This window comes from Parasediminibacterium paludis (assembly GCF_042651445.1).
In the GTDB taxonomy this organism is placed as follows: Bacteria; Bacteroidota; Bacteroidia; order Chitinophagales; family Chitinophagaceae; genus Parasediminibacterium; species Parasediminibacterium paludis.
The window spans coordinates 1-17,643 of sequence record NZ_JBHSDC010000002.1; the positions used below are offsets into that span (position 1 = coordinate 1).

Annotated in this window: 15 protein-coding genes; 6 read left to right on the plus strand and 9 right to left on the minus strand. The window is 38.3% G+C overall.

Going from position 1 to position 17,643, the window contains the following annotated elements; genetic code table 11:
- Positions 1–389 precede the first annotated feature (389 nt).
- The 6 genes from ACFOW1_RS00545 to ACFOW1_RS00570 form a co-directional block, all read right to left on the minus strand.
- The gene (locus tag ACFOW1_RS00545) at positions 390–1,586 is read right to left on the minus strand and encodes a pyridoxal phosphate-dependent aminotransferase (protein ID WP_379011462.1); all 1,197 of its coding nucleotides are present in this window, start codon (positions 1,584–1,586) and stop codon (positions 390–392) included.
- Between the two features lie 64 nt (positions 1,587–1,650).
- Positions 1,651–2,058 (minus strand): DUF4293 domain-containing protein, encoded by a 408-nt coding sequence (locus ACFOW1_RS00550; protein ID WP_379011465.1) that lies wholly within the window; start codon positions 2,056–2,058, stop codon positions 1,651–1,653.
- Positions 2,059–2,134: 76 nt separating this feature from the next.
- Entirely contained in the window at positions 2,135–3,412 is a 1,278-nt protein-coding gene (locus tag ACFOW1_RS00555) for a serine hydroxymethyltransferase (protein WP_379011466.1), read from the minus strand.
- 267 nt (positions 3,413–3,679) lie between these two features.
- On the minus strand, positions 3,680–4,516 hold the full coding sequence (locus ACFOW1_RS00560; protein ID WP_379011467.1) for an oxidoreductase: 837 nt from the start codon (positions 4,514–4,516) through the stop codon (positions 3,680–3,682).
- A 121-nt stretch (positions 4,517–4,637) separates the two neighbouring features.
- A complete protein-coding gene (locus ACFOW1_RS00565) occupies positions 4,638–5,693 on the minus strand; it encodes an agmatine deiminase family protein (RefSeq protein ID WP_379011468.1) in 1,056 nt (351 codons plus the stop codon).
- 142 nt (positions 5,694–5,835) lie between these two features.
- Complete coding sequence (locus ACFOW1_RS00570) at positions 5,836–6,699, minus strand: carbon-nitrogen hydrolase (RefSeq protein WP_379011470.1); 864 nt, start codon at positions 6,697–6,699, stop codon at positions 5,836–5,838.
- Between the two features lie 271 nt (positions 6,700–6,970).
- Here ACFOW1_RS00570 and ACFOW1_RS00575 point away from each other — a divergent pair, with 271 nt between their 5' ends.
- The 3 genes from ACFOW1_RS00575 (at position 6,971) to ACFOW1_RS00585 (ending at position 9,954) form a co-directional block, all read left to right on the plus strand.
- Positions 6,971–7,540: an NUDIX domain-containing protein gene (locus ACFOW1_RS00575; RefSeq protein ID WP_379011471.1), complete on the plus strand. Its 570-nt coding sequence runs from the start codon at positions 6,971–6,973 to the stop codon at positions 7,538–7,540.
- Between the two features lie 124 nt (positions 7,541–7,664).
- Complete coding sequence (rlmB, locus tag ACFOW1_RS00580) at positions 7,665–8,402, plus strand: 23S rRNA (guanosine(2251)-2'-O)-methyltransferase RlmB (protein ID WP_379011473.1); 738 nt, start codon at positions 7,665–7,667, stop codon at positions 8,400–8,402.
- A 574-nt stretch (positions 8,403–8,976) separates the two neighbouring features.
- On the plus strand, positions 8,977–9,954 hold the full coding sequence (locus tag ACFOW1_RS00585) for a GSCFA domain-containing protein (protein ID WP_379011475.1): 978 nt from the start codon (positions 8,977–8,979) through the stop codon (positions 9,952–9,954).
- Between the two features lie 101 nt (positions 9,955–10,055).
- Here ACFOW1_RS00585 and miaE read toward each other — a convergent pair whose 3' ends face one another.
- Positions 10,056–10,664, minus strand: a complete 609-nt coding sequence (miaE, locus tag ACFOW1_RS00590) for a tRNA-(ms[2]io[6]A)-hydroxylase (protein ID WP_379011477.1) — start codon at positions 10,662–10,664, stop codon at positions 10,056–10,058.
- 45 nt (positions 10,665–10,709) lie between these two features.
- On the opposite strand from miaE, the gene ACFOW1_RS00595 reads away from it, so the two are divergent.
- Complete coding sequence (locus tag ACFOW1_RS00595) at positions 10,710–11,807, plus strand: aminotransferase class I/II-fold pyridoxal phosphate-dependent enzyme (protein ID WP_379011478.1); 1,098 nt, start codon at positions 10,710–10,712, stop codon at positions 11,805–11,807.
- Between the two features lie 39 nt (positions 11,808–11,846).
- On the opposite strand, the gene hxpB is transcribed toward ACFOW1_RS00595, so the two are convergent.
- Complete coding sequence (gene hxpB / locus ACFOW1_RS00600; protein WP_379011480.1) at positions 11,847–12,509, minus strand: hexitol phosphatase HxpB; 663 nt, start codon at positions 12,507–12,509, stop codon at positions 11,847–11,849.
- 412 nt (positions 12,510–12,921) lie between these two features.
- Here hxpB and gap point away from each other — a divergent pair, with 412 nt between their 5' ends.
- The gene (gap, locus tag ACFOW1_RS00605; RefSeq protein ID WP_379011482.1) at positions 12,922–13,926 is read left to right on the plus strand and encodes a type I glyceraldehyde-3-phosphate dehydrogenase; all 1,005 of its coding nucleotides are present in this window, start codon (positions 12,922–12,924) and stop codon (positions 13,924–13,926) included.
- 85 nt (positions 13,927–14,011) lie between these two features.
- Here the strand turns inward: gap and ACFOW1_RS00610 are convergent, their stop codons facing one another.
- A complete protein-coding gene (locus tag ACFOW1_RS00610; RefSeq protein WP_379011483.1) occupies positions 14,012–16,399 on the minus strand; it encodes a TonB-dependent receptor domain-containing protein in 2,388 nt (795 codons plus the stop codon).
- Positions 16,400–16,583: 184 nt separating this feature from the next.
- Here ACFOW1_RS00610 and ACFOW1_RS00615 point away from each other — a divergent pair, with 184 nt between their 5' ends.
- Entirely contained in the window at positions 16,584–17,642 is a 1,059-nt protein-coding gene (locus ACFOW1_RS00615; RefSeq protein ID WP_379011486.1) for a sensor histidine kinase, read from the plus strand.
- The last annotated feature ends 1 nt before the right edge of the window (position 17,643 follow it).

Below are 17,643 nucleotides of genomic sequence, written 5' to 3' on the forward strand. Positions count from 1 at the left end.
ATGCTTGGGATGGTAAGCTAAACGGCGTACCATTGCCAGTAGGCACGTACTATTACATCATCAACCCCAAAAATGGTCGTGGTATACTGAGTGGTAGTGTCACGATTATTAGGTAGGGTGGTGTTTACTCACAGATAGCGGAGATTTTTACAGAATATATACAAGTATTTTAATATTTATACATGAATAATACGATTAGTGGTTAATTAGTAAAGCTCTTTGTCCTTACATTTTTTGTGAAATAGCCTAGTTTCGATAAAAGCCCCAGAGCGCACAGAACGTAAAAGTGTGCGACGCAACAAACGCTAAATAGTTGCACAAAAGTTGGTGACATAAAAAATCCCTGCAAAATGAAAGTGCAGGGATTTTTGTTTTATGTGGAAGTATTATTAATTTGTTTTACGAGGATAAGCTTTTAAAGCAGCTTCAAGGCAATCCATAGCAGCGTCTATATCTGTTTTGTTAAGTACGTACGCTAACCGCACTTCTTGCTTGCCAAGACCTGGCGTGCTGTAAAAACCTGTAGCAGGCGCTAACATGACGGTGACTTGATTATAGCTAAATTCTTCTAGTAGCCATTGGCAGAACATATCCGCATCATCGATAGGTAACTTGGCTATGGCATAAAAAGCGCCACCAGGATTGGGACAAAAAACACCATCCATAGCATTAAGGCGTTGCACAATTATATCTCGGCGGCTTTTGTATTCGGCCTTCGTTGTATCAAAATAATTGGTTGGTAAATCGATCGCAGCTTCGCCAGCAATTTGCGCAAAACTTGGTGGGCTTAATCGTGCTTGTGCAAATTTCATTGCTGCATCTAAAACAGCTTGGTTTTTAGTAATCAAAGCACCAATACGGCCACCGCAAGCACTATAACGTTTGCTAATGGTATCCATAATCACCACATGGTCATCTACACCTTGCAAGTGCATAGCAGAAGTATTAACGCCATCGTAGCAAAATTCTCTGTAAGCCTCGTCGCTAAAGAGATACAGGTTATGCTTTAAGATAATTGCTTTCAATTGCTCCATTTCTTGAGCACTGTATAAATAACCTGTAGGATTGTTAGGATTGCAGATAACAATAGCCTTGGTTTTGGCAGTTATTTTAGCTTCAAAAGCTTCGATAGGTGGTAAGGCAAAACCATTTTCAATTTGTGAAGTAATAGGCACTACTTTAACGCCTGCGGCCACGGCAAAGCCATTGTAGTTGGCATAAAATGGTTCGGGAATAATGACCTCGTCACCTGCATCGAGGCAAGCCATGAAGCCAAATAAAATAGCTTCGCTACCACCTGTGGTAATGATAATTTGTTGGTGATTAACATGAATACCAACACTTTCGTAATAGCCAACTAGTTTTCTGCGATAGCTCTCATTACCTGCGCTGTGACTGTATTCTAGCACTTTAAAATCGCTGTTACGTACAGCATCGAGCACCATTTTTGGGGTTTCAATATCGGGCTGACCAATATTAAGATGATACACTTTGGTGCCGCGTTTTTTTGCAGCTTCTGCGAATGGTACTAATTTTCTTATCGGCGAAGCCGGCATGTCTTTACCTCTATTACTGATTGATAGCATAAAAATGATTTGAAGTTTCGTGTTTGGAGTTTTGTCTAGTGATGTCGAATTCCAAACTATAAAATTATCTAAGTCTATCAGTACTTTTTACCAATCGTTCATCTTTCCAAATGGCACGTATGGCCAAAATGATAAACACAGGTACAATAAAAGCAGCAACAGATTCTAGAGCAATACCGCCCGAGGTGTATTTTTTAATACCAACAAAAAATAAAGTGATATTGATAATACTTAAAGCTAAGGCAGCAAAACCTAATTTTATCTGTAAAGGTCTGTTTTTGTATAAAAAAATGGTTACCACTGATAAAGTAGCCGCAATAACTGTAAAAACGAGCAGCAGTAAATTGTCCTTTGCTGTAAAATGTTCAACAGGTAAAGTACCGCTACTGCCAATATAAAAAGAAGCTATCAAGGTAGTAAAACCACAAGCTGCCGCCAATAAAAGCCAAATAGATTGAATGCGTTGTATCATAATGCTAATGTTTGAACCCAAACTTAAAGAGTGCTTTGACAATAAGTTATTTTATAAACATCCTTTAAAGCCGGGGTTACAGTTCTGGATATAAAGGAAACTGTGTCATAAATTCGTTCACTTGCTTTTTAACACTTGCAATAACGACTTCATCATCAGCGTTCATTAATATTTTATCAATAGAATCTACTACAAAGCCCATATGCTCTTCCTTCATACCACGAGTAGTAATGGCTGGTACACCAAAACGAATACCACTGGTGATGAATGCACTTTTATCATCAAACGGTACCATGTTTTTATTGGCAGTAATATCGGCTTTTACCAATGCTTGTTCAGCTTTTTTACCGCTAATGTTTTTGTTGCGCAAATCAATTAGCATTAAATGGTTATCAGTACCGCCACTTACAAGGCCATATTCTTTATCCATAAATGCTTTAGCCATTGCTTGGGCATTTTTTTGAACTTGTTGTTGATACACCAAAAATTCGTCAGTTAAAATTTCGCCGAAAGCAATGGCTTTTGCAGCAATCACATGTTCTAGTGGTCCACCCTGCGTACCTGGAAAAACTGCTAAATCAAGCAAGCTGCTCATCATTCTGATATTGCCTTTTGGATCTTTTTGACCAAATGGATTTTCAAAATCTTTACCCATCATAATCACACCACCACGAGGACCACGTAAAGTTTTATGTGTAGTTGATGATACAATATGGCAATATTCAAAAGGACTACTTAATAAACCTTTCGCAATTAAACCAGCGGGGTGCGCAATATCAGCCCAAACCAATGCGCCAATTTCATCTGCTACAGCACGAATGCGTTTGTAATCCCAATCGCGACTATAAGCACTTGCGCCGCAAATAATTAATTTTGGTTTTAATTCACGAGCTTGCTTCTCTAGCATTTCGTAATCTACCAGACCAGTTTCTTTTACCACACCATAAAAATGCGCTTCATAGGTTTTACCGCTATAATTTACCGAACTACCGTGAGTTAAGTGACCGCCCATGCTTAAATCTAAACCCAAAGTTCTATCGCCAGGCTGTAAAACAGCTAGAGCAATTGCCGCATTAGCTTGCGCTCCACTGTGTGGCTGCACGTTTGCATATTCAATATTAAATATTTGTTTCAACCTATCAATGGCCAATTGTTCTGTTTGGTCTACAATTTCGCAACCTGCGTAGTAACGTCTGCCAGGATAACCTTCTGCATATTTGTTGGTTAAGCAGCTACCTGTAGCTTGTATTACTTGTAGCGAAGTGAAGTTTTCACTGGCTATTAATTCAATACCATGACGCTGGCGTTGCAATTCTTGGTTGATAAGGTCGAATACCAAAGTATCTCTTTGCATGAATATGGTGATTTGTGATTTGAGGCGCAAAAATAGATGTTACTGCATAAGCCACAAAGCGAATGTGTGTTATTGGTGCAATAAAAACATTGGCAGATGGCAATACTTGGTGGATAAAGCTGCGCAGCGAACAAAGCGTACATACCGATAGCTATCGGTAGTGCGAAGCAAGAAAAGCTAAATAGTAGTACTATCGATGGTAACAAATAAAAAAGACATTCCAAGTTTCTGAAACTTGGAATGTCTTTTTGACGATGTAACATTACATTATTCAAAATCTGCACCAGCAGAAAGTTCTTTCCACTCGTTCAATTCTCTAGTAAGTAAGTCAATTTTACCTTGAATAGCACCAATGGCAATTTTACCCAAAGCCAAGCGAAGGGGTGGATTGGCGGTTTCGGCAATTTGAATGATTGCTAAAGCCGCTTTAACTGGATCGCCAGGTTGTACACCGTTGCGCGCTTCCATTAATTGTTTGGTACGACCAACACGTGTATTACGATAATCGGCAATTTCTTGTTCGCTAAATTTCATAGAAGCGCCCGCCCAAAGTGTTCTAAAAGGACCAGGTTCTACTAGCGTAACTTTTATGTTTAAGGCTTCAAGTTCGTGTGAAAGCGCTTCGCTAAAGCCTTCTAGCGCATGCTTGCTAGCATTGTAAATACCTAATCCAGGCGTACCTGTGAGACCAGCAATAGACGATATTTGAAAAATATGCCCGCTTTTTTGCGCACGCATAATCGGCAATACTGCTTGTGTAACAGCTAACGCACCAAAGAAATTAGTCTCCATTTGATCACGCGCTTCTTGCATAGAAACTTCTTCAATACCACCAAATAAACCATAGCCTGCATTGTTTACCAATACATCTATTTTGCCATATTTATTAGCTACTTCGTTAATAACATCTGTAACTTTTGGGTGGTCGTTTACATCTAGCACATAGCCAAATGTTTTGCCGCTAACAAGGTTGTCAATCTCTTCCACTTGCGCTTGCTTGCGCACTGTACCAATAACTGTGTTTCCTGCCAAAGCCGCTTGCTCGGCAAGATGCCTACCAATACCTGAAGAAACACCTGTGATGAACCAAATTTTGTTTGACATATTGTTTTGAATTTATGTCCCGATAGCTATCGGGATGAGATTTATGATTTGGAATAATTTGAATTAAAAAATGATTTTAATCTGTGCTAATCCATTCAACCAATGTTATTAGTGTTCCTATCTAAAGCGCTGGTTCTTGTTGGCTTAAACAATGCCAACTACCAAGCCCCCAAATAACATCTGTACTATCTATACCTATTACTTTTCTATCTGTAAATAATGCTGATAATATCTCTAAAGCCTTAGCATCGTTCACTTCGTCTCTATAAGTAGGTACAATTACTGCAGCATTTGCTATGTAAAAATTAGCATACGATGCAGGCAATCTTTGACCTTCCCATTCAACGGCTTTTGGCATCGGCAATGCTACCACTTTTAACGGTCTACCATCTAGCAAATGCATGGTTTTTAGCTGCGCTAAATTTTCTTGTAGCAAATGGTAATTGTCATCCTCTGGATTATCTTCTACCACCGTCACTACAGTATCTTCATTTACAAAACGTGTAATGTCGTCAATGTGGCCATCGGTATCGTCACCTACAATACCATCGCCTAGCCACAATACTTGGTTGACACCATAAAAATTTTTTAAATATTGTTCTATTTGTTCTTTGGTTAAGTGCGGGTTTCTATTTGGGTTTAATAAACAAGCTGTGGTAGTTAATACCGTACCTGCACCATTAAATTCTACTGAACCGCCTTCCATAATAATGCCAGGATTGAATATTGGTAAGCCCAATTTTTCACCTATTAAAGTTGGTATTACATCATCCAAATCGTGTGGTGGATATTTACCGCCCCAAGCATTGTAATCCCAGTCAACAATTACTTTTTGCTGAGTATTTGGGTTAATTAAAAAAGCAGGGCCGTGGTCTCTACACCAAGCATCGTTGGTAGGATGGTGGAAAAACTGAATTTGGCCCATGTCTACACCTTCTGCTACCAAATACTGTGTGGCAAAGGCTTGCATGGCTTCGTTGTACACGTTGATGCATACTTTTTCGCCCTCGCTCACAGCTTTAATAAACTTGGCATAAGGCTGATAAACAGTGTCTATTTTGCCCGGCCAGCTTTCTTCTTTATGCGGCCAACTAAGCCATGTAGCCACATGAGGATGCCACTCTGCTGGAAAATAAAACCCCTGAGCGGCTGGCGTTTGTGTAAGAGATATCTGCATGAAAATTTCGCTTCGGTAAATGATGAAAAAAGAACTAAACGTACAAGTGTGCGACGCAACGATGTCACATTGAAAAACAAAAGCCGGTTACATAAATGCTTCCAACTTTCTGCCTCCTTGCCTCACTACTCTTTGCCTCTAATTAATCTATAAATCTTTTTAAAATTGGTTCGTAGCTATCTATGCGTCTGTCACGTAAAAACGGCCAGTGTGTGCGGTAGTAATCAGATTTTTCAAGGTTAACTTCTGTAACCACAGTTTCTTCGGCTTCATGCGATGCTTTGTATAGCAATGTGCCAAAAGGATTACAAATAAAACTGCCGCCCCAGAATTGCATATCAGCCTCAAAACCCACACGGTTTACACTTACCACAGGTACACCATTGGCCACAGCATGGCTGCGCTGAATGGTTTGCCAAGCATTGTATTGCTCTACGTTTGTTTCCTCGTTTTGTGTAGTGGCCCAACCAATAGCAGTAGGGTAGAAGAGGATTTCTGCACCCATTAAAGCGGTAATTCTTGCCGCTTCAGGATACCATTGATCCCAACAGATGAGTACACCAATTTTGGCATATTTGGTTTCAAATATTCTGTAGCCAGTATCGCCAGGTGTAAAGTAAAATTTCTCGTAAAACCCTGGATCATCAGGTATATGCATTTTACGATATTTACCCAAGTACGCACCATCAGCATCAATAACTGCGGTAGTATTGTGGTATAGGCCTTGGGCTCTTTTCTCGAACAAAGAGGCAATAATTACCACACCTAATTTCTTAGCCACAGGGCTTAAAGCATCGGTTGAAGGGCCGGGAATAGCTTCTGCCAGTAAAAAATTATCGTGGTCTTCTACATCGCAGAAATATAATGAGGTAAATAACTCTTGCAAACAAACAATTTGTGCGCCTTTGGCAGCAGCTACTCGAATTTGCTCAATGGCTTTTGCCAAGTTTTCGGCTTTGCTAGCGGTACAAGTCGTTTGTACGGTACCAATTTTTACTATCGACATGAACAGTGGTTAAATGATTTGAATGATTGAAATGATTGCTTTACTACTTAATAAATTATTGTGTTTTTGAATTTAGTTTTTAGTCATTATAGCTCGCCTAATAAACAGAATCCACAGAAAATTCTGCGATTTTTTGCGATTTCTGCGAGCAAATGAGCTTGTTATTCTGGCGCAAAAATAATGTGTTAACGGTGGATGTACCGTTACTATTTGTGATAATTATGGTTTGCAGTAAGGTACAATGCGGGTACTTTTGCCAAAAAACGAGTCTATGGCGGTTGACGAATCGGTAAATCCTTGGCAAATTGTAGATGCAACGGTGGCTTACGACAATCCTTGGATACAGGTAATTCACCACAACGTCATTAACCCAAGCGGTGGTAAAGGTATTTATGGCAAGGTGCATTTTAAAAACAAAGCGATAGGTGTGGTAGCGGTAGATGCTGATAGAAATACATATTTAGTAGGTCAGTATCGCTTTCCTATTAATATTTACAGTTGGGAAATTCCTGAAGGCGGTTGCCCTGAACATACAGATTCGCTAGAAACGGCCAAACGAGAATTGTTAGAGGAAACAGGCCTAAAAGCCGATAATTGGCTACAACTTGGTAGTAGCTATTTGTCTAATTCGGTAAGTGATGAATATGCTGAATATTTTCTAGCCACAGGCTTAACCCAACACCAAGCCGAGCCTGAAGAAACCGAGCAATTGGTATTAAAGAAGCTACCTTTAGATGACGTATTCACAATGATAGATAATGGAACTATTACCGATACCTTGTCAATTTTGGCTTTGCAAAAGTTACAATTGCTATTACTGCAAGGGAAGGTCAATTTGTAAAATTTCACACGAAGCTACAAAGGAGGCAAAGGGCACAAAGTATTTTGCTCATCAAAATGTCTTTGTAGCTTGGTATTCTTAGCGTTCTTTGTGTGAAACTTAATTAAAAATTAGTGTAATAAAAATGTCAAAACAAGAGTCCTTAATCATAGGTCGTCAACCATTAATAGAAGCTTTGCGCAGTGGTAGAGCCATCGATAAAATATTGGTACAAAAAAATGCTAATGGCGAAGTAATGAGTGCTATACGAGCGCTAAGTAACGAGTACAAAGTACCTATGCAAATGGTGCCTGCTGAAAAGTTGAACTACATGACCAAAGCCAATCACCAAGGCGTTATTGCGTTGGCTGCATTGGTTGAGTATAAAGATCTTGAAACCGTGCTAGACGAGGTGCAAGCCAAAGGCGAAGTGCCTTTGTTTGTAATGCTCGATGGAATTACCGATGTGCGCAATATTGGCGCTATTGCTCGTAGTGCCCATTGCTGCGGCTCTCAAGCGCTTATTATACCCGATAAAGGTGTGGGCGCATTGAACGAAGAAGCCATGAAAAGTAGCGCAGGCGCATTAGAACACATGAATATTATTCGTGTTAATAGCTTACTAAAAGCCGTAGATACCTTGCACGAACATGGCATTTTGGTGTTTACCAGCGATATGAAAGCCGATAAAAAAGTGTTCGACCTACCGCTCACCGAGGCATGCTGTATTATTATGGGTAACGAGGAGAAAGGTGTACAGCCTTATTTAGCCAAAGCTGCCGACGAATATTTTACCATACCAATGGTTACCAAGTTCGATTCGTTTAACGTATCTGTGGCTACAGGCATTATTTTGTATGAAGCCATGAAAAATAGAATGTAAGCCGCCTCTAATGCGTCTTTTTTCTTTTTGGTAACCAGCTTTTGTAGTGCTTTTTATCGTCTGTTGCGTCGCACACTGGAGCGTTTAGAACGTTGTGGGGCTTTTATCGTAGCGTATGCTTGTCTGAACTAGGATTTTGTAAGATTGTATTGATTTGCAGGATTATTCAATAAATAGTTAAAGCAAATGGGTATTTGTGCTTAAACTAACCCAAGGTTTTAACCTTGGGGCAAAGTCACAACATATCAATGGCTTTAGCCAAAGTTAAAAAATGAATAAACCGCTAAAAAAGGTAAAACCGCAAAAGCAATGATTAATTAGTATAAAAAAATGATATAAATTCTCTCAGAAATGGCTAAGCGTCACCAAGAAATGACTGAGCGGCATCTAAAATGGCTAAGGGTCATAAAAAAATGATATAGGTTCACTCAAAAATGGTTAAGGGGCATCTAGAAATGACTGAGCGGTATTAAGAAATGATAAAGCGGCACATAAAAATGGCTGAGAAGCAGCCGCCAATCGTTTCAATCAACTAAAACTAAGAACCAAAAACACAAAACTCAAAATCACCATCGTGCAATTTCAAGCTAACATTACTATTAAACCATTACAACCAAGTATTTCTTACCACGATAAGTTATTGCTCATTGGTTCGTGCTTTACCGAGCATATTGGTAATTATTTAATGGATGTAAAGTTTCGAATATTACAAAACCCCAATGGTATTCTGTTCGACCCGATAAGTGTGTGCAATAGCCTCACGTCGTACATACAAAATAGGCAATACACCGCAGATGATTTGGTATATTTAAACGAAGCTTGGCACAGTTGGCAACACCATAGTCGCTTTTCTGGCATTGATAAAGATGAAGTACTCGCACACATCAATCAATCGCAACAAACAGCCCATCAGTTTTTAAAAGAAGCCGATTGGTTAATCATTACATTGGGATCTTCATTTGTGTATAAATTGGTAGATGGTTTGGTGCCTGTGGCTAATTGTCACAAAGCACCTGCACAAACTTTTCAAAAGCATTTGTCAACCATCGAAGAAACCATTGTGGCTTTAGATACCGTTTTATACCAGTTATTTCAGTTCAATCCAGATGTAAAAGTATTGTTTACAATCAGCCCAGTCAGGCATTTGCGTGATGGAGTGGTAGATAATAACCGCAGCAAAGCAAGGTTGATAGAAGCGGTACATCACTTGGTAAATAAGTTTGACAAGCTGCATTATTTTCCTGCCTACGAGTTGGTGGTAGATGTATTACGCGACTACCGTTTTTTTGATATTGATTTAGCGCATCCTAATTATGCCGCCACCCAATTTGTGTTAGAGCATTTTGCCGAAAGCTGCATGAACAAGGACACACAGCAGCTAATGGAAGAAATTAAAAAGCTGGTAATAGCTCGTAATCACAAGCCATTTAACCCAACTTCCAATCAGCACCAACAGTTTTTAAAAGGGCAATTACAAAAAGCTAAAGCGTTACAAGAACTACATCCTTATTTAGATTTTAGCCATGAGTTAGCATTTTTTGGTGGAAAGTGAATTATCAATAGTGAAAACTCAGAGGTGATTTTTGCAATTCACGCAACATAATTATTGAAATCTGAATCATTGACTATTGACTATTGACTATTGACCTTTCACTAATGTATTCTATCACCCCTTACTTCTAATTCTTTCATCACTTCAACTTCATAATCCAACCATTCTTTCCAGCGCTTACGTACTTTTTCTTTGTCAATATAGGTTTCTGCGAGTTCTATAAATAAGGTGTAATGGCCCGCTTCACTTTCCATAAAACGGCGGTAAAAGTTACGCATGTACTCATCGTTCAAGCCTTCGCTCAAGCGCTTAAAACGCTCACAGCTTCTCGCTTCTATCATGGCCATGGTCAGCAATTGGTCTAGCAGTCTATCTTCTTCACGGCCACCATTTTTTTGAAACTTAATTAATTGATTAGCATATTCATCTCTGCGTTGCTTGCCAAGTTGTAGGTTACGCTTTTTTAGTTCGTTTAATACCAATCTAAAATGCCCCCATTCTTCAGTAACAATAGGCGCAAGGTCTGCCACTAATTTTTCTAAATGCGAGTAACGTTGAATGTACGAAATGCAAGTAAGGGCGGCCTTTTGCTCGCAGTAAGCATGGTCAGTTAAGATGGCTTCTAAATCTAGCGAAGCCAAATCTACCCAACGAGGATCGGTTGGTAATTGTAAACCTAGAATATTCTTTACGTCTTCTGTGTGCGTCAAGGTTTTGCTGTTAAATAGATTAAGAAGATATTTACCATTGCAAATATGAACGAAACATTTTTACAAAAGAAATTGGATGAGCGCAGGCAGCAAAATGCGTTTAGAACCTTGCGCTTACCAAGTGGCAAGATTGATTTTTGCAGTAATGATTATTTGGGGCTCGCAAAGCTGTTGACCGTTGACCGTCGACCGTCGACCGATTTGGGCTCCACAGGTTCTCGTTTATTGGCTGGTAATTATGAACTAATAGAAAAGGTAGAAGCACAAATTGCAACCTTTCATCAAAGCGGCGCTGCCTTAATATTTAATTCCGGTTACGATGCCAATATTGGCTTGCTTTCGAGTATCGCACAAAAAGGCGATACAATAATATATGATTTTCTAAGCCATGCTTCTATTCGTGATGGTATCAAGCTATCGGCAGCCCAATCTTTTGCTTTTTTGCATAATGATATTGCCGATTTAGAAAGGCGTTTGCAGCAAGCAAGCGGTACCGTTTTCGTGGTTACAGAGTCGGTATTTAGTATGGATGGCGATAGGTGTCCTTTGCCAGAAATAGTAGCCCTTTGCCAGCAATACAAAGCGAACCTAATTGTTGACGAAGCCCATGCAACAGGCGTTATTGGGGCAAAAGGTGAGGGCTTGGTACAGGATTTAGGTTTGCAGGCAAATGTATTTGCAAGGGTGCATACATTTGGCAAAGCCTGTGGCTGTCACGGTGCGGTGGTGTTAGGTTCTAGCTTGTTGAGGGATTATTTGATCAATTTTGCAAGAAGCTTTATTTATTCAACGGCTTTGCCACCACATGCAGTAGCTGCAATAGAAAAAAGCTACCAAATTTTTCCAGAAATGGTGGCTGAAAGATTGCACCTACAAACACTGATTAGTTATTTTCAGGCTGCGCCAATAGCTTATGAAAAGTTGGTGTCACATACGCCAATTCAAGCGGTGATAGTACCTAGCAATGATGCTGTAAAACTATTAGCCAATAAATTACAAGATGCAGGCTTTGATATTAGACCAATACTATACCCAACTGTACCAAAAGGCAAAGAGCGGTTGAGAATTGTATTGCATAGTTTTAATACCATGCAAGAAGTTGAAAGGTTGGTTGTCATGCTGAGGCACGAACCATTTAATTAATATTTGGTTAGTTCCTTCGCTTATCGCTTTGGATGACAGTTATCGGTTCAGCATATCAAAATGTAACTCGCCAAAGTTTTGTAGCGATGATAGTTTTAAATCTGCAGCGCCCCATTTATCCTCTTTCTGTACGCTGCCATGTGGCACTACTACACATTTCATTCTAGCAGCTTTTGCTGCAATCAGACCGTTAAAACTGTCTTCAAACGCTAAGCAATTGGTTGGGTTGGCCTTTAGTTTTTGTGCGCAATCAAGGTACACTTGTGGGTGTGGCTTGCCATATGGTAAATCTTCGGCTGATGAAGTGGCATGAATGTATGGACCAATACCTGTGAGCCTTACTACCAAATCTATTAACGACTGTGGTGATGAAGTAGCAATACCAATTTTAAACCCTTTTTCGTGAAAAAAGTTAATAATGTGATGTACACCTGGCATGATGGTGCCTTTAGCTGCTACCTTTTGTAAAATGCTATCAAAAATGAGGGTTTCAGCGGTTTTTGTTTCTATGTGATTGATGTTGAAATAGGCAAACCACCATTGGATAAACTCTCTAGTACGTAAGCCAGTAGTGGTGTTGCAAAGTTCATTGGTAAGGGTAGCGCCAAAGGTGGCAAATACTTCTATGGCAGCTTCATTCCATAACGGTTCGCTGTCTATGAGTAAGCCATCCATATCAAAAATGACAGTATTAATGGGCATTGTGTGCGTTTTAAGGCTGCAAATGTATTTGTCTGAAACTAGATTTAGGAAATTTTAATGATTTGTTGCAATCTGTTTATTCCTACTAATCTTGCAAAATCCTCGTTCAGACAATTGCAGCATAGCGAACAGAACGTACATACCGATAGCTATCGGTAGAGTACGACGGAACAGGAGTATCATAGTACTACAAAAGCTGGTAACCCAAAAACCGTAGCCCTATATGGCTTAACGGTGTGTTATTGAATGGTTACTAAATGCTGAAAAATATTAGCACAAATAGGAAAATAGTAGCACTTCAAACGCTTGTGGTAGTAATGTTTCAATTTAGTGTACAAATATTATAGTCCAATACTTTACCTTCGCAACCGTTAACGAAAAATCGTATTTCAATCAAATAAAAATAAGAGTCATGGTAAAAGTTGCTATTAATGGTTTCGGACGTATTGGCCGTTTGGTATATCGTCAAATATTTAATATGGAAGGCATTGATGTTGTAGCCATCAACGATTTAACAAGTCCTGCTGTATTAGCGCATTTATTAAAATATGATAGCGCACAAGGTCGTTTTAACGCAGAAGTAACTGCTACAGATAGTTCTATTATTGTAAATGGTCACGAAGTAAAAATTTATGCACAACGTGATCCCGCACAAATTCCTTGGGGTCAACATGGTGTGGATGTAGTAATTGAAAGTACTGGTTTCTTTACAGATAAAGCAAAAGCTGAATTGCATATTGCTGCAGGTGCTAAACGTGTAGTCATTTCTGCACCAGCAACCGGCGAAATGAAAACGGTTGTTTTCAACGTCAACCACAGCATTTTAGATGGTAGCGAAACAGTTATTAGCGGTGCATCTTGTACTACCAACTGCTTGGCGCCAATGGCACAAGCTTTAAACAACGCATTTTCTATTAAAGCAGGTAGCATGACGACTATCCATGCTTATACGAACGACCAAAATACGTTAGATGCGCCACACGCTAAAGGTGATTTACGCCGCGCACGTGCTGCTGCTGCTAATATTGTACCTAATAGTACTGGTGCTGCAAAAGCAATTGGTTTGGTATTGCCAGAATTAAAAGGCTTACTAGATGGTAGCGCTCAACGTGTACCAGTAATTACTGGTTCTGTAACAGAATTAACGGCTGTTTTAGATAAAAAAGTAACCGTTGATGAAGTAAATGCAGTAATGAAAGCCGCTAGCAACGAAAGTTTTGGCTATACAGAAGATGAGATTGTGAGCAGCGATGTTATTGGTATTTCTTACGGTAGCTTGTTTGATGCTACACAAACTAAAGTAATTACTGTAGGCGATACACAATTGGTAAAAGTAGTAAGCTGGTACGATAACGAAATGAGCTATGTAAGCCAATTGGTTCGTACTGTAAAATACTTTGCGGGCTTAATTAGCTAATGATGATTTTCAAAAATTCATAGGTGTATAATTAGACATATAAAATAGGCTACCAATTTTGGTAGCCTATTTTGATTATCAACATTTAGAGTCTTTTACTTTCATCAGCACTTCCAGTCGTTCTTTCTCTTTGCTTTTTTATTTCTGTACGCCCAAAACGATAGCTCATATTCAACTTAAGTTGTCGGCTTTCCCAGCCACCACTTGCATCCATGTACAAGCCTGAAAAATTACTAGTTCCTTGCCAATGCATACTTTTAAAAATATCACTAATGGTAAGTTTCAACGTGGCTTTATCTTGCCAAAAACGCTTTTGCACCCCTGCATCAATCCCCCAAAATGCTTTGTTTAAAAACGTGCCACCCCAAATGGATGGCGAATTATAAAATCCAGAAACTTCAATCGTATACTTGTTGGGCAAGCTTATGGTATGCTGATTGTAAATGCTATACGAATTAACGGCGATGTCACTCACTTTGCCCACGCCTAAATTCACTTTATTTATCAATCTACTCGCACTAATGTTGGCGTACACATTCCATCCTTTTATAATGGTAAATGGATAGCTGATATTGAGGGAAATATTTTGTTGCGTGCCTGCATTGCGTTGCTGTATATAATTTTTATTACCCTCGGTGGTATCAGTTATTTCGGCTGAAAAATCATATGTTTTGCTATAGCTTATTGTTGTATTTAGAGTGTATTTGTAAGTATGTGTTAAGCTGAAACTATTGGTGTATTCTGGTTGTAAAAACGGGTTGCCTTTTTGATAACTCAATTCGTCTAATTTACTTTCAAATGGATTTAGACTTTGGTAACCTGGTCTATTAATTCGGCGACTGTAATTAAGCGATAGACTGTTGTTTTGTGTCACTTGAAAAGATGTGCCAAAGCTTGGAAAAAAATCTAAATAGCTTCTTTTTACGTTGCTATTTTGTACTATACTGGTGCTTGCAAGTTTTCCATTAGTATTTGTTTGTTCCGCACGAAGCCCTAGTTGCACATCCCATTTTTTTAACTTTTTTTGATAATTGATATAGGCCGCATTGATGTTTTCGGTTAAAGTGAAATTGTTACTTAAATTATTGTCTATTATACTTTGTCCGTTAATGATATTTGAAAAGTTGAAGCTGTTTTTGGTAGTTACCAAAGCTGTTTTGATGCCAAATCCTAGCTTGCCACCTTTAAAATTTTGTTCGTAGTCGCTTTTTACAGTAAAGAGATTGATAGTTCTTTTTGTTGCAATATTGTAATCCTTTTCTTGTAAAATGGTTTGTAGGTCTGGTGTTACATATTGGTTGGGTTGTAGTGTATTATTATTGCCGCTAAATATGCCATAATCTATATCTGTATTCAGTTCTCGTCCGGTCGTATCTGTGTAATGATGGTTGATATTGAAATTTGAATTTAGCTTATTATCACTACTTGAATTATTAGCAATCAGTGTTCTGCTTGGTATTTTTGAAGTGAGGTTCGAAATGGGTGTTATGGCATTATTTTTACCTATTTCGTCGTCTGAAAATACTGTTGCCAAAAAACCAATCGTATTTTTCTGGTTGATAAAATAGTCAATACCTGCTTTTATATTTTGGCCTTTATAGCGACTGTCATTGGTGCTTTTTTGGTTATAAATACTATCTGCTTGCTCTCTATATAGGTTAATATAACTTTCATTATTACCCCAAGTATTGCTATAAGTACTAAATAAATTAACCGATTTATTACGATAGTTCAGATTCAATGCCGTGTTGTATTTACCAAAAATACCAATGCCATACCCTAAATTTATGTTACCGTTTGCGCCATAGTTTTTATTTTTCTTTAGCTTAATATTGATGATACCACCAGTACCAGCGGCATCATATTTGGCGGATGGATTTTTGATTAATTCAATAGCTTCTACATTAACGCTCTGTACGCTACGCAAAAAATCAGCTAACTCTTTGCCAGTTAAGGGCGACGGTTTTCCATCAATATAAATAGCAACGCCGCTGCCCAATAACGAAATATTGTCGTTGTTATCAATCTCAACACCTGGACTCTTGCGTAGTAAATCAAAACCAGTACTGCCTACTGAGTTGATGGCGTTTTCAACATTAAAAACAATCTTATCTGGTTTTACATCTATTATTGGTTTTTTGGATGATACCACAACAGTTTGTAACTGGCTAGGTAACGCATTCAAGATGAATAATATATTTGTGCTATCTGTTACGAGTTTATATTGTGTTTGATAGCTAATAGCAGAAACATAAACTATCACTGGTTTTTCTGACGCTAGTGTAACAATAAATTGTCCGTTTATATCACTAATACTCGTTTTTATTAACGAAGAGTCTTTTGTATTTAACAAACTAACAGTTGCATTTACAATGGGTTCTTTTTTGTTGTTTAAAATAGTGCCTTTAATTGTTTGTGCAGAGGCAATAAAAAATGTCATTTGGATAATAGCTAATACAATAAATAAGCGCATAATGGTATGTTTAGAGTACAAACATCGGTTTGGATTATAAGTTTATTTCTGTGTAATCTGTAAAATGCATCTAGCGTCGTTGGAAGCACGAATGCTATTTATCGGACGTTAATGCAGTTTATCGGAACAAAATGTATTAGCAATAAAATTTCACCATATTTGTATTATACATATTGTAACTGTTATGCAGCTATCCATTTTAAAAAAACAGCTTTTTTGGGGAATTAAAGTTTGGCAGTTATTATTATTTTATTTTGTATATGCCATTTTTGCTTGCCAATATTGGCTTGCAATTTATTTTACGAGTAGTGGCAATGCTAATATTTGGCGAGAGGCAATTATTGATTATTTATTGCTGAAAGCCTTGTTAACCATGCCTTTATGGTGGTTGTATTTTGTACAATTAAAGAAAAAAAGTCTCATTTCTAAAATTCTAATGCATCTTTTCACAGGGCCAATTTGGGTAGCTTGCTGGTTTTTTAGTTACCGTTTGATACAAGATTTACGTGGTAGCGGTTATTTAAGAGGCGATGGCAAATGGTGGGATGTCTATATTCCGGGATTGGTTTATTGCTTACAGTTTTCAGTATTTCATGTGTATGATTTTTATTTGCAAACGCAACAGCAAAAAGAGAAGGAAAAGCAGTTATTACAAGCAGCTTACAACAGTGAGGTGAATGCCTTAAAGGCACAAATTCAACCACATTTTTTATTTAACACCCTTAACTCGATAAGTGCGTCAGTTCCTAAAGAAATGGAACATACTAGGGAACTGATTGCTAAACTAGCGGATACTTTTAGGTATAGTCTACAAGCCAGCGAACACGAATTTATTTCGCTACAACAAGAACTTGATTTTACAAAAGTGACGTTGGATTTAGAACAGGAACGCTTGAAAAAAAGGCTGCAAATAGTTTATAATATTGACGATACATTACTGCAAACAAAAGTGCCACCCATGTTACTGCAGCCCATAACTGAGAATGCTATTAAACATGGCATCGCACCAAGTATGGATGGCGGATGTATTACTATTTCTATCCAAAAAATAGATGGCAAAATACATATTTGTATAAGTGATACAGGTGTGGGTTATGATGGTGCATTAAATAGCCAACTATTTCAAAAAGGCATTGGCTTACGCAATACCAATATGCGTTTAGAAAAGCTTTATGGAGAAAAAATTGCTATTGAACACAACCAGCCATCAGGATTAAAATTCTCTTTTAATATACCTTTATAGT

What these genes read in the sequence shown, in the direction of transcription:
- ACFOW1_RS00545 (WP_379011462.1), bottom strand. Translation starts at nt 1,586, where the DNA reads ATGCTATCAATCAGTAATAGAGGTAAAGACATGCCGGCTTCGCCGATA.
- ACFOW1_RS00550 (WP_379011465.1), bottom strand. Translation starts at nt 2,058, where the DNA reads ATGATACAACGCATTCAATCTATTTGGCTTTTATTGGCGGCAGCTTGT.
- ACFOW1_RS00555 (WP_379011466.1), bottom strand. Translation starts at nt 3,412, where the DNA reads ATGCAAAGAGATACTTTGGTATTCGACCTTATCAACCAAGAATTGCAA.
- ACFOW1_RS00560 (WP_379011467.1), bottom strand. Translation starts at nt 4,516, where the DNA reads ATGTCAAACAAAATTTGGTTCATCACAGGTGTTTCTTCAGGTATTGGT.
- ACFOW1_RS00565 (WP_379011468.1), bottom strand. Translation starts at nt 5,693, where the DNA reads ATGCAGATATCTCTTACACAAACGCCAGCCGCTCAGGGGTTTTATTTT.
- ACFOW1_RS00570 (WP_379011470.1), bottom strand. Translation starts at nt 6,699, where the DNA reads ATGTCGATAGTAAAAATTGGTACCGTACAAACGACTTGTACCGCTAGC.
- ACFOW1_RS00575 (WP_379011471.1), top strand. Translation starts at nt 6,971, where the DNA reads ATGGCGGTTGACGAATCGGTAAATCCTTGGCAAATTGTAGATGCAACG.
- rlmB (WP_379011473.1), top strand. Translation starts at nt 7,665, where the DNA reads ATGTCAAAACAAGAGTCCTTAATCATAGGTCGTCAACCATTAATAGAA.
- ACFOW1_RS00595 (WP_379011478.1), top strand. Translation starts at nt 10,710, where the DNA reads ATGAACGAAACATTTTTACAAAAGAAATTGGATGAGCGCAGGCAGCAA.
- hxpB (WP_379011480.1), bottom strand. Translation starts at nt 12,509, where the DNA reads ATGCCCATTAATACTGTCATTTTTGATATGGATGGCTTACTCATAGAC.
- gap (WP_379011482.1), top strand. Translation starts at nt 12,922, where the DNA reads ATGGTAAAAGTTGCTATTAATGGTTTCGGACGTATTGGCCGTTTGGTA.
- ACFOW1_RS00610 (WP_379011483.1), bottom strand. Translation starts at nt 16,399, where the DNA reads ATGCGCTTATTTATTGTATTAGCTATTATCCAAATGACATTTTTTATT.
- ACFOW1_RS00615 (WP_379011486.1), top strand. Translation starts at nt 16,584, where the DNA reads ATGCAGCTATCCATTTTAAAAAAACAGCTTTTTTGGGGAATTAAAGTT.